Here is a 22,448-nt window from a genome sequence, read left to right as displayed (position 1 = left end):
TGCTTTCTCCAAGAAGAGTTTGCGAGACTTAATTGCACCAACTGACATCCCGATTCAAGAGGGGTATCAGATGGAGCTTCTTAAAACATGAAAATAACTGGGACAGCAGTGGCTCTGACCCATTTAAATTGATACCCATCATCGCTCGCGCAGTGAGGCTCCCCCCGAGCCCATCAGTTGCGGTCGCCGCCGCACCAGGTGAAGCGGTGAATCGCGATGAACGTCTCACGACTACCTATCTGCACCGGCTCTTTCCCTCCAATCCACAGGCTATCGCCGAACTGTTTGGCGATTGATGACAAGTTTAAAACGGTGACTGTACCGGTTTTCTCTGTTACAGTTCGCGCGATTTTTGGTTCCGTAATGGATTAATAGGGAACTCGTGGATGTTGTCTTTTCGATGACAACCAACCGAGGCTGTCCCCGCAACTGTATGCAGCGAGTAATTGCCGATACCACTGAGTTGAGCCTTGTGCAGACTTGGGAAGGTGGCAAAAGCCAAGACCTGTGAGCCAGTAGACCTGCCTTAAATCACATAGGCCTGTGAGTGTTTGACAGGCAACCTGATGGTCGGGGTGTGCAATCAGGAGTAGGGTACATTGCAGGCAGTATTTGTAACAACAGTCTTGTAATCTGATACAGGTAAGCTTTTCTGTGTGTCAGATATCTCCCTATAACTTCCCGACGCCACATCAGAAACATAACTCTGAAATGATGGCGGACTTTATGAAATCCACTACTGCGTCTCTATTGAGACAAAACGTTTGTAAACAATCTTTTAACTCCCTCTACCGTGCGATAGCTTTTTCTGTCGGTTCTGCGCTTGTGTCACCATTGGTGATAGCTGCCGGTGTGACTGGTGATATCGAAGAACTTCTCGTCACCGAAACCGGTTGGCAAAATGACCTGCAAAGCAAAACCGAAGCGGCTTCTGTGGGCACGGTATTTGCCGAGCAAATTGCTTTCCGTCCCACTCTGCGTCCTGCGGAATTGCTGGAAACCATTCCCGGTATGGTAGTTACCCAGCACAGCGGGGATGGCAAGGCCAATCAGTATTTTTTGCGCGGTTTTAACCTTGATCACGGCTCAGACTTTGCCAATCATGTTGAAGACATGCCGGTGAATAAAGTCAGCCACGGTCACGGCCAGGGTTATACGGATCTGAATTTTCTGATTCCCGAACTGGTTGATCGCATGATCTACAAGAAGGGCCCTTACTATGCCTCTGAGGGCGATTTCTCTTCAGCCGGTTCGGCACGTATCGAGTATGCTGACCAGCTCGACCAGCAGCAGGCAAAAATCACCCTGGGTGAAAACAATTATCAGCGACTGTTGTTCACTGGCGGGGTAGCGCTTGCTGAAGGCAACCTGATTTATGCACTGGAGTCGCTGCGCAATGATGGCCCCTGGAAAACCGAAGAAAACTTTGATAAGAAAAACGCCGTACTGAAATACAGCCAGGGCGACAGGGCGAACGGCTGGTCGGCAGCGGTTATGGGTTACGATACAGATTGGCATTCCACTGATCAGATTCCTCAACGCTTGGTGGATTCTGGCGAGCTGGATCGCTACGGTTCACTCGATCCCACCACCGGCGGTGATACTCACCGTTACAGTCTGTCGACGTCCGTGTGGCAAGAGCTGGATGAGAAAAGTCGCTTCAATGCCAGTGCCTACCTGCTCGATTACCAGTTGCGTTTGACCTCCAACGCTACTTACTTTTCGGCGGATGCCGCCGACGATCCGAGTAATCTTGGCGATCAGTTTACCCAGTTTGATGACCGCATGAGCTATGGTGGTTCTTTCAATTACGAATGGGATGTCGATGCTGTTCATCACTTATCAACCGGTGCCAATCTGCGCTATGACGATATCAAGGATGTCGGTGTGGGCAGTAGTTACCATGCCGATATTTACCAGCTGATTAGCCGTTCCAGTGTTGAGGAGTTTTCCCAGTCGTTGTATGCCAGTGTCAACAGTCAGTGGAATGATTGGCTGGCGACCATTGTAGGTGTGCGTTACGACCACTATCAGGTCGATGTCTACAGTCGTCTCAGTGGTGGTGTTGAAGGCGATGCATCGGACGATTTGGTCAGCCCGAAATTCTCCCTGCGTTTTGGACCCTTTGCTGAAACCGAGTTTTTCGTTAACTATGGGGAAGGTTTCCACAGCAACGATGCCCGCGGTGTCGTCAATGATGCAGCTGGTGTACCTATGCTGTCGCCCTCAAAAGGTTACGAGCTGGGCTTGCGTAGCGCCATCGTTGAGCACCTGCAGTTCAGTGTGGTGGTGTTCCGTCTGGATCTTGATTCTGAACTGGTTTTCGTCGGTGATGATGCCACCACCGAACCGCGTGGGGCGACCAAGCGTACCGGTATTGAAATCGGTGCCTACTATCAGCCCGTCGATTGGTTGGTGTTGGATATCGACTATGCGACGTCAGAAACCCGTTTTAAAGATCCGCAGTACGATGGCGCTGACCTCTTGGGTGATTACGTACCCGACAGTATCGAAGATGTTTTCTCGTTGGGCCTGAGTGTCGATCTGGACAGCGGTGCCTATGGCGGTTTGCGTCTGCGTTACTTTGGTCCGCGTAAATTGACCGAGTCCGGTGATATCGAATCCGATTCCACCACCATGGTGAATGCCAATGTCGGTTACCGCTGGCACAACGGTCTGACCCTGGGGCTGGAAGTACTCAATCTGTTCGATAACGAAGACGACGATATTACCTATCTGTACGAGTCGCGCACCCTGTCCGAACGCCAGGCGAGTATTGATCCGATAGAGAGCTTCCATTCACATCCGGTTGAGCCGCTCACCGTGCGAGTAACGGCCAGCTATACGTTCTAACTGTACTTGCCTTGGGTGCAGCTGAAACGGCACCCAGATCGGGGGAGGCGCCAATCCTCCCCCGACCTTGGAAAACTGCACGTTTGTTGGAAATTCGTGAAATTCGGGGTCAGAGTAAAAACTCCGGCACCATTGCACTCGTAAGCTATTCTGATGACCTGCCACAGCCCCCCATCGGCTGGAAACTCGTCATCAAATTACGCTATATTGGCCCATCAATGCGAAACTCCTTTTTACTTACGCACGCTTGAACGAGTTTTTATGGACAACCCTGCACTGCTGGATCTCGTTGGTGAGATTTACGAGGCATCTCTCCACCCGACCCACTGGAACCATGTGCTGACGATGCTGTGCCAGCAGCTGGACATCAAGTCCGGCGCCTTGCTGGTACACGATCTGGAGACCGGCAGCCACTCGGTCGTCGGCAATTACGGTATTGCGACCATCACCCGCCACGCCTACAGCCTGGGGCTGGGCAAACTCGATATTGGCTGGAAAGCGGTGACCCGCCATCCCCAGGGCTCGGCCTTCCAGTTTGCCGATCATATTGAAACCCGGCGCGAGCACCCGTTTTACTATCGCATGATGATGAAGCCCCTGAAGGTCCACTACATGGGCGGCATCACCGTGTCCAACGACGCCCAGTGGCAAGTCGGTCTGGGCTTGCACCGCACCCTGCAGCAGGGGCCGTTTGACCAGCTGCTGTTTGACACCCTGGAGACCCTGGCCCCGCACTTCTCCCGCGCCATGCGCATTCAGAGAGAGTTTCACCGCTTGCGGGTGGAGAACTTCCGCCTCAACCATGTGCTCGCACGGATGATGATGGGCGTGGTGATCGTCAATGAATGGCGCGAAGTGGTCTATTGCAACCCGGTGGCCGAGCAGATCCTGACCAACAACCCCACCGTCAAGCTCCGCGGCAAGGTCCTGTCGGCCTACAGCAACGCCGAAACGGCCGTACTCAACCAGGCGATTGATGACTTGCTGCACGCCGACGCTGAAAAACCGGATGGCCGTAAAAGATCAGCGACCCGTAAAAAGCAGGGCCTGAGCAAAAGCCTGGGCCTGACTCACCCGGAAAAGGCTTCCCCGCTGGCCATCACCCTCACTAACACGAACACGGACGCCGGTGGCACACTGGAAAACCTGGTGCTGCCCGCCCGGGCGGTGACCCTCTATCTGACCGATCCCAATCTGGCGGTGCACCTCAACCACGACAGCCTGATGGAGGTTTACGGACTGACGCTGGCCGAGGCGAAGGTGGCCATCATGATCGCCAACGGCATGGTCCCCAAAGACATTGCCGAGCACAATCAGGTCAGCGTACTGACGGTACGCACGCAGCTGCGGCATGTGTTCGACAAGATGGGCGTCAACCGGCAACAGGATATCGTCAAGATCCTGTTGTCAGGTGCGCTCAGCCCACCCCCCCCCACGGCAGCCCAAGAGCCCGCTGCGGATCTCGAATTTAGCGACACTTAAGGTTTTTCGCCGAATCGCGCACCAGGCCGTTGTAGGCGTAAAGGGTCCAGTCGACGGTGCCCCGTCCACCGCGCACCTTGTCGTTATCGAGCGAGCACTTGTCACTGTAGTTGGAGGGGCAGCTGGCCACCTGGGCACAGGAAGGTTCGTAAATCTTGCGATCGGCCGCCAGTTGAAAGTCGTACCGGGCACAGAGGTCACCAGACTTGCAGTAGAGCGTGCCGCTGGTCATGGCCTGCTTGTAGCTGCTGGTGTCCTGCTGGCTGCACATCTTAACCACGTCGGCCATCGGCCCCTGTTGCATCATCTTTCGGGTCTCGGCGTCCATCTTTGACAGCTGCATCTGCAAGGCCGCACAGGTAGAGGCGAGGTCGTCGGCCAGTGCCGCCGGACTCAGCCCCAGATACAGGCACACGCTCAGTAACGCAGCCGTCAGGTTTTTTATCGCAGACAATTTTTGCATGGTGGTTCTCCTTGGCATCAACACAGATTTAATAAAGGGTTCAATAAGCATCGGTTTCGGCCAGCGTTTGCGGCTGAAACCCTTGCTTGGCAACGGTGCCGGACACGCAGGGCAGCGCCTCGTCCAGCAGCGCCGACCAGCGATCCTGCCAGCCGTCGCGGTGAGTGACGCCGGACAGCGGGCGCACCTGCACGCAGTCGTGAGCGCCGGCCGCCTGCCAATAGCTGTGGGCAATGGACGCCGGTATCACTGTATCCTCGCCGCCCACATAGTGACGCTGCGGCAGATGTTGCAAGGCGCCGGCGAAGTCCGCCGGATTGAGCGACTCCCTAAGCGGGGTCACCTGATGCAAGCGGGTAAAAAGATCGGTGTCGAGGTTGGCCGCCACGGTTCTCAGGCTCATGACGTCCTGACGCTTGAGCGCCACCAACACCGCGAGGGCGCCGCCGCCGGAGTATCCCACCAGCTCAATGCCCGCAGCCGCCCCGCTGCGGCTGACGTAGTCGCTGATCACTTCGTCGATAGCCGCCACAATCGCCGGCGAGTAACGTGCCCGCGACCAGTAATGCGGGCTGCAGTGATGCTCTGTGGTCAGGGCCACGTACTGGCAGGGGCGGGCGATGTACACCACGTTCGGCGCCTGATCCAGGGCCGCCAAACGCAACGCCAGCGGGTTGTGCGGGGTGGGGTTTAACGAAATGCGCGTGCGGCTGATCCACGCCTTGCCATCGCCTTCCAGATACACCCGCAGCGGCTGCTGTGGATCGTCAAGGCGGGCGTAGGTCATCACATGAAACTGCTCGGTGGCCACCACGCTGGGGGTCAGTCCCGACGGTTGCGCAATGCGATTGGCCCGCTCGGACAGCTGATGCTGAGTCGGGGCGCAACCGGTCATGGCTGCCAGCACCGCTCCCCAAAGTACCGGCATAAAAAGACCCGGCCCGAGGGGCCTCAACATAGCGCAAAGCACATTCATAACAAGCACCTTCATCAATAAACACCTCCCTGTGGGTTTAACTTCCTTTAACGTCCCTGTCGATTTAACATCCTGCGAGCACATCCCTGTGGTGTAACGTCCCGTAATAACATCCCTGTCAAACTAACCTCCTTTGAGTACGCTCCTGTACCTTTAACGTCCTGTTAAAACTCCCTGTGGTTTGACGTCCTTTTAACTTTCACACCGTTAAGCCTTCACGCTACATAAGCCCTCACACCGTTAAGCCCTCAAACGTTCAATGAAGGCCTGACGTCAGGTCCGGGTTAAAAACCCAGACGTACGGTGGCTTGCAGATTTTGCGACTCATAACCGCTTCTGGCGATGTAGTCGTAATTGAATGACACATCCAGATTGCCCTGGCCATAGACTCTCAAACCCAGGCCAGCCACATAGCTGGTGGTCTCGACATCCGCGCCCCGGGTGGTGAAGCCACTGCCCGGCAAGCCCACAAAACTGGAATTAAACTCCGCCGCATCACCGATCAGGTCTTCGTAGACCCCCAGGGTAAGGCTGGGCACCCAGAGGTTCTGACCCGCACTGGTGAAGCGATAAGCGGCTTCCATGGACGCGCCGAGAATAAACGCCTCGTTGTCGTCCGGTGCGATGGTTAAGCCCGCATTGCCCGCGCCTTTTTCGCTGTAGCGGTCTTCGTCCAGATAGGTGTACTGAGCCGACAGCTGCGGAGTGATGTGCAGAGCTTCATTGATCGCCAGCGGATAACCCAGGCGGGTGCGCAGATCGTATTGCTGACCGTCGTGATCGCCCCGGGCCACCAGACCGTTAAACAGGGTGCGGCGGCTGTCGTAGGTGTTTTGCGCGTAGCTCAGCATGGTGTCGACAAAATAGCCGCTGGCGTTGTAGCTGCCGTAGGCACTGAGTTGATAGCTGTCGATGTCGATGGTGTTTTTATCATCCGATTCGACGTCCGTCTGGCCGTAGGTAAAGGCCAGCCCGGCGGTGAGCTTGTCGCTCAGCGGTAGGTCAAAACCCAGCGCCAGGCCGGCGGTGTCGACCGCGTAACCGTCGATGCCACTTTGCTCATCCTGATCCGCATTGCTGCCATACCCCTGCAGCCAGAAGCCATTCACCGTCACCTCGCCACCGGCCACCATGCCCGACTCGCCGTACTCACTTTGATAACCGCGCAGACTGGCTTGACGGGTATTCACCGCACCCGCCGCCGCATTGCCGGCAGCAGACGCACCCGCAACGTTGCCACTGACGGCTTCCGGTTGCAGGCTCTCGACCGCCGCCGCCACCGCTTCGGCACTGCCGAGGGCAGAGATGTCGTTGATCACCTGGCCCAGCTCACTGTCTTCGGCAACCGCGCCCTCGCTCATGGCCGTCACCACCACATCCAGCGAGCCGGCGACCTCTTGGTTGTTGGTGCCCGCGCTGCCGCCGGTGGTACTGACCGATTCAAGTACTTCGGTAATTTTGGAGCGCGCCACCACCGCCACCAGTGTGTTGTCCACCTGCTCGACGCTAAAGTTCAGCACCACGGAGTTGTCCGACGCGCTGGTGATATCGCTTTGCAGCGTGCCGACCCCGCCGGTGGCGGCAGTCAGGAAGGTAAAGCGGTCGCCGTCGGCAATAAAGTCATCGCCACTGACGTTAATGTCCACCGAGGCACCGCGCAGGTCCGCACCACGACCCACTTCTAGCTGACCGTAGGCCAGACCGCTGGCCGAGCCGAAAGCATCCACGCCAAGCACACCGTCGTAGACGAAATCTGCTTCGTCGTAGAATTTGCTCACCGTGGCGCCCACCGCGCCGGTGCTTTTGATGTTGATGCGAGAGGCATTGCGAACGGCGAAGTTCGTACCGCCCAGTGCGTTAAACACCCCGCCATTGGCACCAAAGTCGATGTCGCCGTAGATGGTGCCGGCGTTGGTGATAAAACCCAATGACGCAGAGTCATCCACCCAAATAGCGTAGGCATCCGAGTGACTTTCGAAGACCAGGTTGTCAATTTCACCGCCGGCCTGGTTGATGATGCCCGCCACGCTGTGGGAGCCATTGATTGTAATCACACCGCGATTCAAATCCGGATCACTGCTGTAAGGCGTTGCACGCAGCAGGCCAGAGTTGATGATCGACCCCTCAACGGTAACACCGCCTTTGCTGTCATCGCCCAACCAGATCGCACCAAAAGCACTGTCAGAATTGGTGGTCGCGTAGGAGATGATGGTTCCGGTATTGATAATATCGCCGGTAATGGTGACATCACCGTCAAGGGTCAGGCCATCGCTGTCATAGGCGAAGATGTCCCCGTCATTGCGAATGCTGCCGTCGAGCACCGTGGCCTTCACGCTCTCAGCGGCTTCCACCATTCTCAGGTGAACGCCTTCAATGTCTGCTCCTGCGCCCACTTCTGCCGCATGGGAGGACAGCAAAATACCGTGGCCAGCGGTGAGCATGCCGCTGTTCACGAGGTCGCCGTTGACCGTAGAGCCACCGATGTAAATCGCTGCAAAATCAGAGGTAATGGTGCCGCTGTTGGAGACATCCCCGGTCACGGTCGGTGCGCCCAACAAAACGCCCTCCGAGTCCTGCACGCTCATCAGGATAATACCGGCATCCCGAGCATTTCCCAAACCGTTGACGGTGGTGTCTATAGTGCCCTTGTTGGTAATGCCTCCGGCCACCTCGCCACCGGCGTAGACCGCGATACCACCGCCCAGGCAGTAGGGGTCGTCGGTACAGGCGTCAGCGTTGCGGATGATCTCGCCCGCCGTATCGTTGAGTATGCCACCGGTCAGTAAACCATCGACCGCAATGGCGTCCGTCCAGGCCTCGCCAGCCGTCACTTCCAGGGTGCCGCGATTGGTGATACCACCTGACAGCTCGCCCTGAACCTCGATATTGGATTCGTTGGTGGCAATGGTACCGCTGTTGCTTATGCCACCCGCCAGGTCGCCCTGAACCACAATGCCGGCGCTATCGGCCTCAATGGTACCGCTGTTGTCGATACCGCCGGTCAGGCTGCCAGCAATCCCCACACTGGAGCCGTCGTCATTACGAATCAGCCCCCGGTTGATCAACCCACCAGCAGAGGAACCTTCCTGCACCTCAACGGTATAGCCATCACCGTTGGAGAACATTTGGCCACTGGTGTCGTTGATGATGTTACCGCCCAGGGTAAACCCGCCCACCGCACCCGGCTCATTCAGATAAACCACCCGTACTGCACTGTTGCCATCCGGTGTCAGGCTATCATCAGGTGCAATGGTAGAAATCGTGCCGGTATTGACCACATCACCCGACATCGCCCCCAAGGCCAGACTCAAACCGTCACCGCCAGAGCCACCGGTCAAACTGCCAGCATTACTCAGGCTGCCAAAACCCTCGCCCACCAAAATCAACGCCGAATCTTCACAGCCCGCGCAATTCACTGATCCGGCTGCCGTCACGGTCACCGTCTCATAGGGTGAATCCAGCTCGACAATATCGGTTTCGGCACTGCTGAGGGTAAAATCGGCAGCCTGGCTGCCCATCGACACCATCAGCACACTCATGGCCAACAGGTTTTTTTGGAAAGGTATCTTCATGAACAATCGCTCCGTGATATCACTGTTTTTTAAAAGCCGCTCAACGCAGGCTCCAGGTCTCCGTTTTTTTGCCCACTCACCTGCGACCCGGTGGGGGTAGCGCAGCTGCCGAATGAACGCCGCAGACGGCTGAACTCGGCAGTGGCTTGACGCCACAGGGCAGGCAAAAGTGTGAACTGGTGCAAATATTAATGAATGGACGATTAATGCGTCATACCGCAATTGCAGTATGGGGCTCGATAAAAGTACTGGGCGGTTGAGAGACGAGTACCGGGGGTTAGAAAAAAGTACCGGGCGGTTAAGGAAAAGAGCGAGGATAACGGCCCCGCGCTTTGTGGATGGTGGATCGAAGCCAGCTCACGTATGATTAGCCCTACAGCACAACCACCTACGATTAGCGCTGACAGTAAAACCTCGTACGACGAGCCCTTAATATCCTCGTGCGATTAGCTCTTAATAACAGAAGGCTCAGCTCAGACCCATGACCTCACGCGGCACCCTATACACCGTCTCCGCCCCCTCCGGTGCGGGCAAAACCAGCCTGGTTAAGGCTTTGATCGACACCACCGACAATGTCATGGTGTCTGTCTCCCACACCACCCGCGACATGCGTCCCGGTGAGGAAGATGGGGTCAATTACCACTTTGTGGATCGGGATACCTTCACCGACATGGTCAAGGACAATGCCTTTCTGGAACACGCCGAGGTGTTCGGCAACCTCTACGGCACCTCCACCCAGTGGGTCAAGGACACCCTCGAGCGCGGCACCGATGTCATTCTCGAAATTGACTGGCAGGGCGCCCAGCAGGTGCGCCGGCTGATTCCGGAAACCATTGGTGTGTTTATCCTGCCACCCTCACGGGAAGAGTTGACGCGTCGCCTGACCGGTCGCGGCCAGGACGACAGCAGCATCATCGATGCCCGCATGCAGGAGGCCATCAACGAGATGTCCCACTATGTGGAGGCCGACTTTGTCATTATTAATGATGATTTTGACGTCGCGCTGAAGGATTTTCAGGCAATCCTGCTCGGTACACGCCTGACATTGAAAAATCAGCAGCAAAGACACTGCGAATTGCTGACTTCTCTATTGTCCTGATTGGTCGTTTTGCGTACACTGGCCCACTTTTTCCGGGTTCGGTCTCCCCTAGGGGTGGTGGTTGTAAAAACCTTGCATGATCGACCCTTGAAACATTGATTACATCCGCTCGCTCTGCAGCGTGCAGAGCACTCGTTAAAAAGGCACACACACATGGCTCGTATTACTGTAGAAGATTGTCTGGATCACGTAGACAACCGCTTTGAACTGGTTTTGGTCAGCAGCAAGCGCGCTCGTCAGCTCGCTGTTGGTGGTAAAGATCCGTTTGTCGCGGAAGAGAATGACAAGCCTACCGTAATCGCTCTGCGCGAAATCGAAGAAGGCTTTATCGATGCCAGCATCCTGACTCAAAAAGAAGAGCAGGACGACTACTACGAAGAGCTGGTCATCGACGATTCTGCTCCGCAGATGTAAAAAGGCTCGATGCCGGATGGTAGAAGCAGGGGACATATGACACACTCTGCTTTTACCTGACATCCAGCATTAGATACCTAACGAAACAGGACCCCGATGCAAACACTTGAGTCCTTGGGCCACCGGCTCTCCTCCTATCTCGAACCGCATCAAATCAATCGCGTCAGACGCGCCTATTACTACGCCGAGCAAGCCCACAAGGGCCAGCGTCGCCGCAGCGGCGAACCCTACGTCACTCATCCTCTGGAAGTGGCCAATATCCTCGCCGGCATGCACATGGACCATCAAAGCCTGATGGCCGCCATGCTCCACGATGTCATTGAAGACACCACCATCTCCAAAGAAGCCCTGACCGAACAGTTCGGTGAACCCGTGGCAGAGCTGGTGGACGGCGTCAGCAAACTGACCCAGTTTGAATTTGAAACCCAGGCGCAAAAACAGGCGGAAAACTTCCAGAAAATGGCACTGGCCATGGCCAAGGACATCCGCGTGATTCTGGTGAAGCTGGCCGACCGGCTGCACAACATGCGCACCCTGGGCGCGCTCAAGCCCGAGAAGAAGCGCCGCATCGCCAAAGAGACGCTGGAGATCTACGCCCCCATTGCCCAGCGCCTGGGCATGAACAATATCCGCCTGGAGCTGGAAAACCGCGGTTTTGCCGCCATGTACCCGCTCCGCAGTGAGCGGCTGCAAACAGCCCTCAAGACCGCTCGCGGTAACCGCAAGGAGCTGGTCGAAAAAATCCAGAACGCCATTGAGCTGCGGCTGGAACGCGAACACATCAACTCGCTGGTGATTGGTCGGGAAAAACACCTGTACAGCATTTACCAGAAGATGCGCAACAAGAAGAAGTCGTTCAAAGAGATCATGGACGTCTACGCCTTTCGCATCATTGTCGACAGCGTCGATACCTGTTACCGGGTGCTGGGGGCCGTGCACAACCTCTACAAACCGGTGATCACCGAGTTCAAAGATTACATCGCCATCCCCAAAGCCAATGGCTATCAGTCGCTGCACACCGTTCTGGTGGGAATGCACGGCGTGCCCATTGAAGTGCAGATTCGCACCAAGGAAATGGACGAGATGGCCAACTCCGGCATCGCCGCCCACTGGCTGTACAAATCGGATAATGACGACGATATCCCCAGCGGGTCACACGCCCGTGCCCGCCAGTGGATTCAGGGGCTGCTGGAAATGCAGCAGCGCGCCGGCGATTCACTGGAGTTCATCGAAAACGTCAAAATCGACCTGTTCCCCGACGAAGTCTACGTGTTTACCCCCAAAGGCAAGATTGTCGAATTGCCGACGGGTGCCACGCCGGTGGATTTTGCTTACGCCGTGCACACCGATGTGGGTCACCGCTGTGTGGCTTGCCGCATCAACGACCGCCTGGCACCGCTGTCACAGCCGCTGCAAAGTGGCCAGAAGATTCAGATCATTACCTCGCCCGGGGCGCAGCCCAACCCCAACTGGCTCAACTTTGTGACCTCCGGCCGGGCCCGCAGTGGTATCCGTCACTTCCTGAAAAACCAGCGTCACCACGAATCCATCGAACTGGGTCGCCGCATGTTCAGCCGCGCCCTGCTCGACGACGGCATCGAGCTCAATGACCTGACCGATGAGCAAACCCAGATTCTGCTCACGGCGACCAATACCCCGACCCTGGAAGCCCTGCTCGAAGACATCGGCCTGGGTAATCGCATTGCCCACGCCGTGGCCAAGATCCTGGCCACCGACAAGACCTCCAGCACCAGCAGCGGCAATATCTATTCGCCGCTGATGATCGATTCCACCGACGGTTTGATGATCAGTTTTGCCCGCTGCTGTCGCCCCATCCCCGGAGACCCGATCATTGGCCACATCAGTGCCGGTAAAGGACTGGTGGTGCACCGTGACACCTGCCGCAACATCTCGGAGCTGCGCAACAACCCCGAGAAGATCAGCGCCGTCAACTGGGCCCCAACGGTCACCGGTGAGTTCCTCGCCGACATCCGGGTTGAAGTCCAGTCTGAACGGGGTATCATCGCTTCACTGGCCACCCGCATTGCCGAACTCAAGGGCAACATCGAGCAGGTCAACGTGGATGAGCGCGATGCCCACAATTCCGTGATTCGCTTCTGTCTCGGCGTTCACAACCGGGTGCATCTGGCCCACATCATGCGCCGCCTGAAATTAATCAGCGCGGTCATCAAGATTACCCGAAGTAAAAACTGATTAAGCAAGCCGGGAGAGGGAAGGGCATCCTGCCTTTCATCTCCCGTTGTTAATTGAAACAAGCCAATGACTACGACATGCGTAGCGATTATTTAGAAGGACATCATCATGACCAATAAAGCGATCATCAGCACCGAAAACGCCCCAGCCGCCATCGGCACCTATTCCCAGGCGGTAAAAGTGAACAACACCGTGTACCTGTCCGGCCAGATTCCGCTCGACCCCGCCACCATGGAGCTGGTCGAAGGCGACTTCGCCGCCCAGGCCCACCAGATGTTCAAAAACCTGAGCGCCGTGTGCGAAGCCTCCGGCGGTTCACTGGCCAACATCGTCAAGCTGGGCATTTTTATGGAAGACCTGAGCAACTTCCCCGTCGTCAACGAAGTGATGGCGGAGTACTTCAGCGTACCTTATCCAGCGCGTGCTGCAGTTGGCGTGAAACAATTGCCCAAAGGCGCCATGGTGGAAGCTGACGGCATTATGGTGATTTGATTGTCGCCTGTCGGGTCGGGCATTGCGCGCTGACCCGGCAAACGGTTTTTCAGGTTCAGGGCGTTTAGCGATTAAACGCACCTTTCGGATTAATTACCGCGCTCAAACCGCGAGCCATCGGTAAACATCCAGCCGGCCGGAAAGTCGTCCGCAAAGACGGCACTATCAATGTGACCGGCTAGGGGATTGGGCTTAAGGCGCTGCTTAATCAGCTCGGCTACGTCTTCGGGTTTGGCCCGGTAGTCGACGCCTTCAACTTCTTCATGATGGGTACCCCTATTACTCCACTTCCACATCACATGGGCCGCAAAGGCTAACTGCTCTGCACTGGGGCCGGGATGCAATAACAAACGCGCATCGGAGTGATCACGCAATACACTTTGTTCGTGCGCCGCCAATTCCGGAGTACGAGTTAAGGTCAGCGTCGACATGATGTCGTGCATCAGTTTGAGGTAGGGCTCAGAAGCAATACCAACCTCGCGGCAATAAGAGTTGCCACCGGATCTACCACTTTTGGTTACATAAAAGGTGCATTCTAAAAAGTGATGATCGGTTAGCGCAATATTCCATACATATGGGCAAGAAGTGCTGCGCAAAGACTGCATTTCGTAGTAAAGCCATTGACGGCCATTGAGGTTCTGCCACTGCCAATTCAGGGGTCCTATATAATGTGGCCAACAGGTATTGGTAAAGTCCCACTCGTCCTCGTTGTAGCCGTTGTGGAAATCACTCAAAAAGTTAAGTTCAGTTTCTCTTCGAACTTCTCTCGCCAGTATCTCTGGATCAAACAAACTTTCATTAGCGGGAAAGTCCGGTAAATGACGAACATTAATACACAGGCGTAAATCCCCCATATAACCATCGACCAATGGTCGACCATTCATTTGCCAGGAGGAAAGAAATACTTGGCGCTTCAGTGCATCCCCCGAATAAAAACGAGACGCGTAATTGACCTGTCGCAAGTCAATGAAACCGTTTCGATCATAAATATCCAACGTATCTTCATTGTCTTCATCAGTAGCCACTAAACCACCATCGCCACAAGGAGCTGGTGCCTTAAAACCCAAGACATTTCCCGACAGATCTTTTGTCCGCTCATAAGCGCCCGAGAACGACGGGCCTACAGGGTGCTTGGGGCCGTTACCCCAGAGCTTGGGACTGAACAATGTTTGTAACATAAACAACCTTAAGCCGATATCTTGTTGGCAACTTTCCCAATCAGGGTTTTAGCGCCTTGAAATTTATGGGTATGGTAGTCTTCATTCAGACTCGGGACATTGTTCAGAACTGTATTTAACGCAGCCACCAGCCCACCCGCACCAAGGCCAGCACTGGCTGCAGCCCCGGCTGAAAGCAGCGCTCCGGCACCAAGGTACAACCCATAGCCTGTACCAGTAGCTCCCGCACCCCATACCGAATAAGCCGCGACCTTCTGCGACTTGGCTTCGTCCCCGATGGCGTTAAACGAGCACACCAATGGCGCAGAGCCAAACTCCTGAGCCCCCATACTATAAGCCAGGCTGCTCTTGCTTCCGTTATACCATTTGCTGTCCTGTGTATCGACATTCACTTTCCGGCGTGCATGGTCAGCCTCGGCCAAACTTGATGATGGATCACTGAAAAAGACGGTCTGCCGTTTTTCCAGATCGACGGTTTTACCTATTGCGCCTTTATTTAGAAATTTCATGGCTTCTGTCAGTACAAACGAACCACCTCGATGGCTGGTCCACTCTACATGCAAGCCTTTACTGTGCGCTTCCAGCATGTGCGCAGCCAAAATTTTGGCCGCTTCTACATCATTTTTACTGCTACGAGCTTTGCCCATCTGGGCCACTGATTGCCATCCGGCTTTGAATAGATTTCCAGTACCGGGAACGTAAAAAAGTTGATAACCTTTACCAGCCAACTCCGTCAGGCTGCGTTTTTCACCGCGCGCAATGTGTGAGGGCAACATCCGTGCCGCATGATCAATATCATTACAGTATCCATTAATGCCCACCTTGATGCGATTGTTATGATCCACGCCGGATCGAGGCCAAGCATCTAATTCAGGTTTCCAAGAGGATGCAGCCCAACCCTGATCATTCTTTTCAACAGCCCACAAACCCGCCCTTTTGGTATCCTCAACCTTCTTCTCCACCAACCGAATATCCACAATCACAATATCCGTCTGGCTGTTGGGCGTACCGATCATATACTCGATTTCAAAACCCGAATGTACGACGCAGTAGCGATTGGCAGTGCCGCTTTTCAGAAAAGTATTGGCTGGCAGTGTGCCAGCGCGAAGGCCATTCACGGCATTCACGACCGTGGCGGCGTGATAGCTTTTGTGGTCGCCGCCGTTGGCCTGGCCTTGCAAACCATTCAGGGTTTGCTGAAGTTTATCGTTGGCGTACACAGAGCGACCGCTGCCGACTTTACCGTAAGGTTTGGCGTTGTGCAGTTCGTTGAGGGAGAGAGACGGGGAAATACCAAGCATGAGGGCTCCTGTTCCTTGGAGATAGTGCTAATCCTAAATTCGCGCGACGAACGCGCTTCCATTTCAGTGCCGATGGTAGCTTTTAAGTCGTGACTTAATCAACACAATTACCCTATTGCATACTTTCTTTTTAGGAATTGAGAAAACTGTCTTGTTTCAATCGGTGGGAGCAATAGGAATTATGCTTTTGATGCATTTTGTCTTTATGTGCTTAATGCTTTAGTAGCAAATACTTCGACAAAGCATGCAGACAGACGAAAACACAGTTTTGGAAGGTCACCCACTCAATTTTAATAGCTCGAATTCGGTGTGTTATCCGGGTTTATTTCGCCGTAAACCTCTTCCGGATCCACATCGTTAATCAATAAAATTTCCCGCACGGCTTCAATATGATCCAGTACGGTTTGGTAGCGATCGCCATATTCGTATTTGGTCACTTCGATGGCTTTGGGCATGTAGGTGAACGCAATCTTTAACGCCTGCAACGCGTCTTCATTGATTTTTTCGCTCATGCTAACCTCATTCTTGACGATGTATGCTTAGTGAATTTTGAAGTGCCTTACTTCAGGCGTTCTTGTGTCTTTGATGGCAGGAACTTTAAGATGGCGGCGATCTATCCGCTGCCATCCGACATTATCCAGCCATGGTTTGGCCCTTCACAGCTTACACTATAGCAAGCTTCTACAATCTGCCCATCTCAAAGCGTCACTGTTGGCTCGATCATGTCTTCAGAATATGCATGGTTTTGGCCAGTGGGGTATCTTCATCCTGCTCGAAACGAAACTGATTGTAGGCAACCCGAATGCTGTCTCCGTGTTTTAACGGCATCTTGCCGTTAACCGGCTGATCATTCACATAGGTGCCATTGGTAGAGCCAAGATCTTCAATAGACGCTTCCGAAAATTCCGGAAAATCGGGGTTGGCGTTAATACTGATTTGGGCATGGCGACCACTGACCGAGCCATCCTCAATCTGCAAACCGTTGTCGGGGTGACGACCAATAGTGAGCTCGCCTGAGGTTAATTCAATGCTGTTGACTACCACATCATCAATCAGTTGTTGCAAGAATGCCATTGTCCATTCCTTCTTTTGTTAAAACTATCGTTAGATCAAAATTATGTTTAGAACCAAAACTGTAGTTAGAACTAAAACTGTAGTTAGAACCAACACTGTAGTTAGAACCCAAACTGCAAATCACGTTATCAAGACCGCTTTCAATACGCTGTGAATAACGTGGACCTGCTGCTCAGGCTTAGTTGAATATTAAACAGAACTCGCCTGTTTCTTAGCCGGTTTTTTCATATCCGATTTTTTGAAATCCCTGCGCAGGCTGTTGCGCAAGGCCTCGGCCATCGCACCGGCGGTGGTGTAGCGCTTTTGCGGATCTTTCTGCAGGGCGCAATTGACGATGCGGGTTGCGCTGGCGGTTAGTTCCGGTCGCCATTTACGAATCGGGCGATGCTTGTCATGAATAATCTGGTAACTGAGGGTCGCCAGTTGCTCGCTGTCGAACGGCACTTCACCGGTCAACAACTGGTAGAAGGTCACGCCCAAACTGAAAATGTCAGCCGCCGGACCCACCTTGTGTCCTTTCAACTGCTCGGGAGCCATGTACAGCGGGCTGCCCATGATCTCGCCGGTGCGAGTGCGCGACTGATCCGCAATCCGGGCGATACCAAAATCGGACACCAAAGCGCGGTGGGTGTCTTCATCCCAGAGGATATTGGCCGGTTTGATGTCGCGATGCACAATGTTGTTTTGATGCGCATAGTCCAGCGCTTCGGCCACTTGAGCCACGATCTCGTACACTTGGCTCACGGCTAACAGTTGTTCTGTCTTCACTCGTTCGCTCAGTGCCACCCCATCCACATACTCCATCGCAATGTAAGTGCTGGTCTCCGTCTCGCCCACATCGTACACCGCGACAATGTTAGGGTGGCGTAAACGCCCGGCCGCTTCCGCTTCGCGAATGAACCGGTGTTTCAGCTCCGGCAGGGCTTGCGCCCCCAGGTTTTGATAGCTCATGCACTTGATAGCCACCTGACGGCTGATGAGTGGATCCTGCCCCAGATACACCACGCCCGAGGCCCCCCGGCCAATTTCACGTTCGATACGATAACGTCCCAGCTGAACGGGCACCGGGTTTGCCATCGGATTTGCCGCTGTCGCTGCGGTTAAATCCTGCGCCTCCATGGGCAAGGTTGCCGCCAACTCGGTGACCGGCTGCGATGCCGGTGTCGTGTCTGGCAGCAGGGGTGGCGGCGGCTTCCGACGGTGCGAAGCCATCCACAGCAGTATCAGAAACCACCCCAACAAGGGTGTTAGCGACAGCCACCAGCCCCGCTCATAGGCCTGGTACTGCATGACGCCCAACAGCACCATGACCAACACCGTCGCCAGTACCCGCAGGCGTGGCTTGCCCCAGCTGACGCCCACGGCAAGCGCTGACAGCAACAACCACAAGCCCAGCTGCAGCAGGAATTGCCAGCGGGGCTCGGCGATCAGCGATCCCGATTCCAGCCCACCGAGCAGTTGAACCAGCTCAAGAGCCGTCGCAGAACGGTCTGTGATCACCACGCCTGCCAACTGCTGCCACTGATCAACCGGCAGTGCCAGCGCCTGTTGCAGGGTGTACAACCGCCTCTGGCTGCTGTCGTTCGGCGGCCCGCTCAAAACATACACCGGGAGGGTGGCATAGGCAGTGTTGCCTACCCCCAGCCAGGGTTCAGCCAGCAGGGCCAGGCGCTGTTGAGCGGCACTGGCCGACCAGCTCGATGATAGCCACTGCGGTATGTGCCCCAGCTGCGGCGGCCATACTTTCACCAACCATTCGGGCCAGCTTGCCGATACCAGCGGCGGGCTCTGCTGCTGTAGCTGCCAGACCTGTGGCTGCTGTAGCCATTGTGAGAATTGACTGAGGCTTGAGCGTTCATTGAAACTTAAGCGTCCACTGAGACTTGAGAGTTGACTGCGGGAATCGGTCTGCACAGCCGCCCTGAATGGTGGTACTGGCGTCACCCGTAGCGGGGAGGTGCGTTCGGCAGAGGGTAAGAGCGTTAGCGGGAAATCCAGCAAAACCGGGGTCTTGCCCAGACGCGCTATCAACCTCGACCAAAATTCTGATGGCGCCCTGGCCTGAAACTGAATCGCCTGGCTCAATTCGGCCTCGTCAAGGCCAATGACCATCACCGGCCGCCGGTCCAGTGGGGGCTGGCTGTGATCGTGCCACTGCCGATACAGATTCATCATCCGCTGGTCCAGCGTCACTAACGACAGGCTTGCAGAAGACTGGCTTGCAAAGAGTGACTGGGAAGCCTGATGCAGTGAGGCCAACAGCAGACCACTCAAGAGACAAAATGCCCCAAAACGTGAAAATACAACCGTGCCCAACCACCACCACAGACGGCCAAGCAGTCCAACGGGCAGCAGGATCAGGCGGGAAAGGCTATTCATTTGCCTGCGGTTTTACCCAATTCCGATGAGCGTATATGGTTTCATGCGCTCTTTTCACTCGCGAAGTACACGCCAGGAATCCAGCTCTTTTTGAGAATCAGAGTGTTGGCCAGATCTTCGCTGAGGGTTTCCAGCAACTGAAACTCACTCGCGCCGATCAGCACCCGATCGTGCCATTGCAGCTCGATGTCGGTAACCGGTTCGCCGTTTACGCGAACGCCATTGGTGCTGTATAAATCCCGCAACCGCACCTTGGAGCCATCGATTTCAAAAATCGCGTGTCGGGCACTGACCAAAGGATCGTCGAGCACCAGATCACATTCAACGGCACGACCGATCATCAGGCTATTTTCAAGAGTAAGACACTGTACGATACTGCCCTGAAGAGTCTGCTGTAAAAACGCCATGCTGCTTTCCGTGAAGTTGTTTGGCACCCTATTTCACACGAAATTGACGACCAGCAGAATGACTCTGTCCGGATATTGCGGGATTATTTGAACTGTGTCTCTTTTTCCTGAGCAGAAAGCCAAATTGCAGTGGATGCTCGTGGATTGAAACAGGTGATGGACAGTTGCGCCCAAGCCAAGATCGATCATTGCTGGACCAAAACGCTATGCTTATTGAGCCCGAGTGATTCAACGGTTCAGCCAGGCTCTTTACTTTTATGGGCTAACTGATGAGCGTTCAACTCCCAGTTCTGGCCATCGAACTCGGTGATGTTCACGGCCTGTGGCTGGGTGTCGAGGCAGTGTACGTTGACGTCTATACCATCAGGATTCGAGCGTGGGGTATAAAACGGTTTAATGCCACAGACCTTGCAAAACGTATGCTTGGCAATACCGGTGTTATAAGTATAGGTAGTCAGTGACGCCTCTCCAGCGAGCAGCTTGAATTTGCTCTGTGGTACGATCAAGTGCAAATAGCCAGATTTTTGCACACCGAACAGTTACAGTAATCCGCTTCAATCACCTCGGGGGCTTCGACTTCGAACGTGACCGCCTGACAATGGCAGCTACCCTGATAAATCATAAAACCTCCTAACTTCAAAACAATGAGTGCATTAAAGCACACAATATCTTCGGTTAGCGACGCTCCTATCGTCAGGTTCAAAACCGATCTGCGTTGATCCTGTCGGTGTTAACTTTGTCAAAACTCAGCTGATCACGTTGCCGGCAAAACCTTCAAAGTGATACGGGTAGGGCTTGACGTAACTGCGGGCTTTTTCCTTAATCGGGTTTACGTATTTTTTCACCAGCACTTCCACTTCATCCTGAAAGCTGGCGCGCACCCCGAATCCGTAGCAGGTGTAATCCAGAATGTCACTGGTACTGGCATTGACCAACAGCGATACACTCGCCAGTGGACACTCAGCAAAAATACGCTTGCGAGCCTCTGCAGCCTCCTTGGCAGAGTTTGCCTGGATTGCCTTGGGCAGCAAGATGTTGAAGGTACGGGCTTCTTTCCACATCATCGCAAATTGAAACAGTTTTTTTAACACCACCGTCAAGGCGGTCAGGGCCGCGCCCAAAACACTGGTGGCGCCGCTACTGGCCACACCGGCCGCTGCCTTGCCCAGATTCACAACCCCGGTCAGCACATTAGACAGAACATCTGTCTTAATCAGGTCTTTGAGTTTGTTGTAAGCATCGGTCATGTTGCCCACCTGAATGACAAAGCGCGCGGCATTGACCTTGTAATAACTGTAGGCTTCAGTGGCGGCTTTACCAAAGCTCTTCAGGGCAGAGCTAAACTGTTTCAATTCAGCGATGAAGGGTATGGCTTCGGTCAAGGTCGCAACCACATCGGTCAATTCGGTCATGCCCACACCGATGGCTTTTTTGGCAGCTGCGGCAAATTCCGGATTTTTAATCTCGGTGGGCAGAATGCCGTTAAACATAGACGGGATAACGGCTGGCGGAGACTGCGTTGCCGCCTTGGTGGATTTGGCAGACTCACTGGCTTTGTACTTTTTGAATTCGGTGGCAAATTTTTTAGCCGATTCCTGAGCGGTTTCCTGAATGGAATTTTCCGTTTTTTTAACATTCAACACCATTTTACGCGGTGTTTGATTCTCTTCGTCATAGAAATAACGCCTGAACACTGATGCTGCGGCTTTTTCACTTTCTTCCTGCCAGCCCTGTAATTCTTTAACATTACCTGGTGCAACCGGATAAAAATTTCGATATTTGGAAGGCCCCATGATGTTGGTGTACATGGGAAAAAGTTGTTGCACCATTACAGAAATAATATAACCGTTTTCAGCATTATTTCGCTTGCTGTTTTCCCAGCCTTGAGTCTTTGAATTCATCCAGTTGATCAACGCCATTCGAGCTTCGTCGTAGGAGTGCATTTTAACCCCGGATGCATCACTTTGTAGCTGACTGGTTTGCTGTACCTGTGCCGAAAGGTTTTTATAAGCTTTGTCGAATCGTTTTAACGGCGAACTTCGGATGTGACGCATACTCAAAGACGTTTTCTTGATCCAGTCATTGTACGTAATGAACGTCGTGGAACCGCTCTTGACCGTCGTTTGTTTATTTAAGTGGAGTGGGGCTGGTTTGCCCATGACCGGCTGATTATCGAAGAAAGCTTTGGTTTGATTGAAATTCGACATGACAATTTCCCTTTGTTGATTACATTCAACCCAAAACCCGGGTTTCAGAATTTTTCAAAGAGAAGATATTACACGCTGGTATCGATTATGAAATAACGCACAAGACAAAACCGGCAGATAAAACGAGTGAAAAAGTAAAACCCAGTCCAATCCCTAAACCAGGTAAACTTTATTGATTCTTTGGTGTGAGAGTACAATCACTCTGTTAATGCTTTATGGCTAGCCCGAATATTTCACAAAGGACTAAACAAGAACGGCTGAAAGCCTTATGGTTATTGGTGTCTAGACAATATCCGCAAGCAATCAGCCGTGAACAAAATGATACCACAGTCTTTCC

18 protein-coding genes and 1 riboswitch are annotated in these 22,448 nt (G+C 54.1%); of the genes, 6 read left to right on the top strand and 12 right to left on the bottom strand.

Annotated elements, in window-relative coordinates; translation table 11 throughout:
* Positions 1 to 336: 336 nt before the first annotated feature.
* A riboswitch (cobalamin riboswitch) is annotated at positions 337 to 543 on the top strand.
* A gap of 282 nt (positions 544 to 825) precedes the next feature.
* Positions 826 to 2,853 carry a TonB-dependent receptor domain-containing protein gene (locus G8770_RS23365; RefSeq protein ID WP_208022475.1) on the top strand — a complete coding sequence of 676 codons (2,028 nt, stop codon included), beginning with the start codon at positions 826 to 828 and terminating at the stop codon, positions 2,851 to 2,853.
* Positions 2,854 to 3,114: 261 nt separating this feature from the next.
* Complete coding sequence (locus G8770_RS23360; RefSeq protein WP_167192465.1) at positions 3,115 to 4,335, top strand: helix-turn-helix transcriptional regulator; 1,221 nt, start codon at positions 3,115 to 3,117, stop codon at positions 4,333 to 4,335.
* Here the strand turns inward: G8770_RS23360 and G8770_RS23355 are convergent.
* The 3 genes from G8770_RS23355 to G8770_RS23345 all read right to left on the bottom strand — a co-directional run bounded on the left by G8770_RS23355 (position 4,322) and on the right by G8770_RS23345 (position 9,346).
* Positions 4,322 to 4,798 (bottom strand): hypothetical protein, encoded by a 477-nt coding sequence (locus G8770_RS23355; RefSeq protein ID WP_167192464.1) that lies wholly within the window; start codon positions 4,796 to 4,798, stop codon positions 4,322 to 4,324. The two genes, G8770_RS23360 and G8770_RS23355, sit on opposite strands and share 14 nt — an antisense overlap.
* Before the next feature lie 40 nt (positions 4,799 to 4,838).
* Positions 4,839 to 5,774 (bottom strand): alpha/beta hydrolase, encoded by a 936-nt coding sequence (locus G8770_RS23350; RefSeq protein ID WP_167192463.1) that lies wholly within the window; start codon positions 5,772 to 5,774, stop codon positions 4,839 to 4,841.
* A 284-nt stretch (positions 5,775 to 6,058) separates the two neighbouring features.
* Complete coding sequence (locus G8770_RS23345; protein WP_167192462.1) at positions 6,059 to 9,346, bottom strand: autotransporter family protein; 3,288 nt, start codon at positions 9,344 to 9,346, stop codon at positions 6,059 to 6,061.
* Between the two features lie 481 nt (positions 9,347 to 9,827).
* Between G8770_RS23345 and gmk the strand changes: the two genes are divergently transcribed.
* From gmk to G8770_RS23325, 4 genes are all read left to right on the top strand, one after another.
* Positions 9,828 to 10,445: a guanylate kinase gene (gene gmk / locus G8770_RS23340; RefSeq protein WP_167192461.1), complete on the top strand. Its 618-nt coding sequence runs from the start codon at positions 9,828 to 9,830 to the stop codon at positions 10,443 to 10,445.
* 153 nt (positions 10,446 to 10,598) lie between these two features.
* A complete protein-coding gene (gene rpoZ, locus G8770_RS23335) occupies positions 10,599 to 10,859 on the top strand; it encodes a DNA-directed RNA polymerase subunit omega (RefSeq protein ID WP_167192460.1) in 261 nt (86 codons plus the stop codon).
* A gap of 96 nt (positions 10,860 to 10,955) precedes the next feature.
* Positions 10,956 to 13,073: a bifunctional GTP diphosphokinase/guanosine-3',5'-bis pyrophosphate 3'-pyrophosphohydrolase gene (spoT, locus tag G8770_RS23330; protein WP_167192459.1), complete on the top strand. Its 2,118-nt coding sequence runs from the start codon at positions 10,956 to 10,958 to the stop codon at positions 13,071 to 13,073.
* 108 nt (positions 13,074 to 13,181) lie between these two features.
* Positions 13,182 to 13,565, top strand: a complete 384-nt coding sequence (locus G8770_RS23325) for a RidA family protein (protein ID WP_167192458.1) — start codon at positions 13,182 to 13,184, stop codon at positions 13,563 to 13,565.
* 89 nt (positions 13,566 to 13,654) lie between these two features.
* On the opposite strand, the gene G8770_RS23320 is transcribed toward G8770_RS23325, so the two are convergent.
* The 9 genes from G8770_RS23320 to G8770_RS23285 form a co-directional block, all read right to left on the bottom strand.
* The gene (locus G8770_RS23320; protein ID WP_167192457.1) at positions 13,655 to 14,743 is read right to left on the bottom strand and encodes a hypothetical protein; all 1,089 of its coding nucleotides are present in this window, start codon (positions 14,741 to 14,743) and stop codon (positions 13,655 to 13,657) included.
* An 8-nt stretch (positions 14,744 to 14,751) separates the two neighbouring features.
* Positions 14,752 to 15,963, bottom strand: a complete 1,212-nt coding sequence (locus G8770_RS23315) for a hypothetical protein (RefSeq protein WP_167192456.1) — start codon at positions 15,961 to 15,963, stop codon at positions 14,752 to 14,754.
* Between the two features lie 371 nt (positions 15,964 to 16,334).
* Positions 16,335 to 16,556, bottom strand: a complete 222-nt coding sequence (locus G8770_RS23310; protein ID WP_167192455.1) for a penicillin-binding protein — start codon at positions 16,554 to 16,556, stop codon at positions 16,335 to 16,337.
* Between the two features lie 208 nt (positions 16,557 to 16,764).
* A complete protein-coding gene (locus tag G8770_RS23305; RefSeq protein WP_167192454.1) occupies positions 16,765 to 17,118 on the bottom strand; it encodes an FHA domain-containing protein in 354 nt (117 codons plus the stop codon).
* Between the two features lie 189 nt (positions 17,119 to 17,307).
* A complete protein-coding gene (locus G8770_RS23300) occupies positions 17,308 to 19,497 on the bottom strand; it encodes a serine/threonine-protein kinase (RefSeq protein ID WP_167192453.1) in 2,190 nt (729 codons plus the stop codon).
* A 41-nt stretch (positions 19,498 to 19,538) separates the two neighbouring features.
* Complete coding sequence (locus G8770_RS23295; protein WP_167192452.1) at positions 19,539 to 19,904, bottom strand: FHA domain-containing protein; 366 nt, start codon at positions 19,902 to 19,904, stop codon at positions 19,539 to 19,541.
* A 236-nt stretch (positions 19,905 to 20,140) separates the two neighbouring features.
* Complete coding sequence (locus tag G8770_RS23290) at positions 20,141 to 20,410, bottom strand: GFA family protein (protein WP_208022474.1); 270 nt, start codon at positions 20,408 to 20,410, stop codon at positions 20,141 to 20,143.
* Positions 20,407 to 20,526 carry a GFA family protein gene (locus tag G8770_RS24790; RefSeq protein ID WP_460853987.1) on the bottom strand — a complete coding sequence of 40 codons (120 nt, stop codon included), beginning with the start codon at positions 20,524 to 20,526 and terminating at the stop codon, positions 20,407 to 20,409. Before G8770_RS24790 ends, G8770_RS23290 begins: the two co-directional genes overlap by 4 nt.
* A gap of 124 nt (positions 20,527 to 20,650) precedes the next feature.
* Positions 20,651 to 22,111 (bottom strand): hypothetical protein, encoded by a 1,461-nt coding sequence (locus G8770_RS23285; protein WP_167192451.1) that lies wholly within the window; start codon positions 22,109 to 22,111, stop codon positions 20,651 to 20,653.
* Between the last annotated feature and the right edge of the window lie 337 nt (positions 22,112 to 22,448).

Origin of the sequence: Pseudomaricurvus hydrocarbonicus (assembly GCF_011602365.1) — a bacterium.
Taxonomy (GTDB): Bacteria; Pseudomonadota; Gammaproteobacteria; order Pseudomonadales; family Cellvibrionaceae; genus Pseudomaricurvus; species Pseudomaricurvus hydrocarbonicus.
The sequence above is the reverse complement of the archived record's forward strand: the minus strand, read 5'-3'. Positions and strand labels throughout refer to the sequence as shown.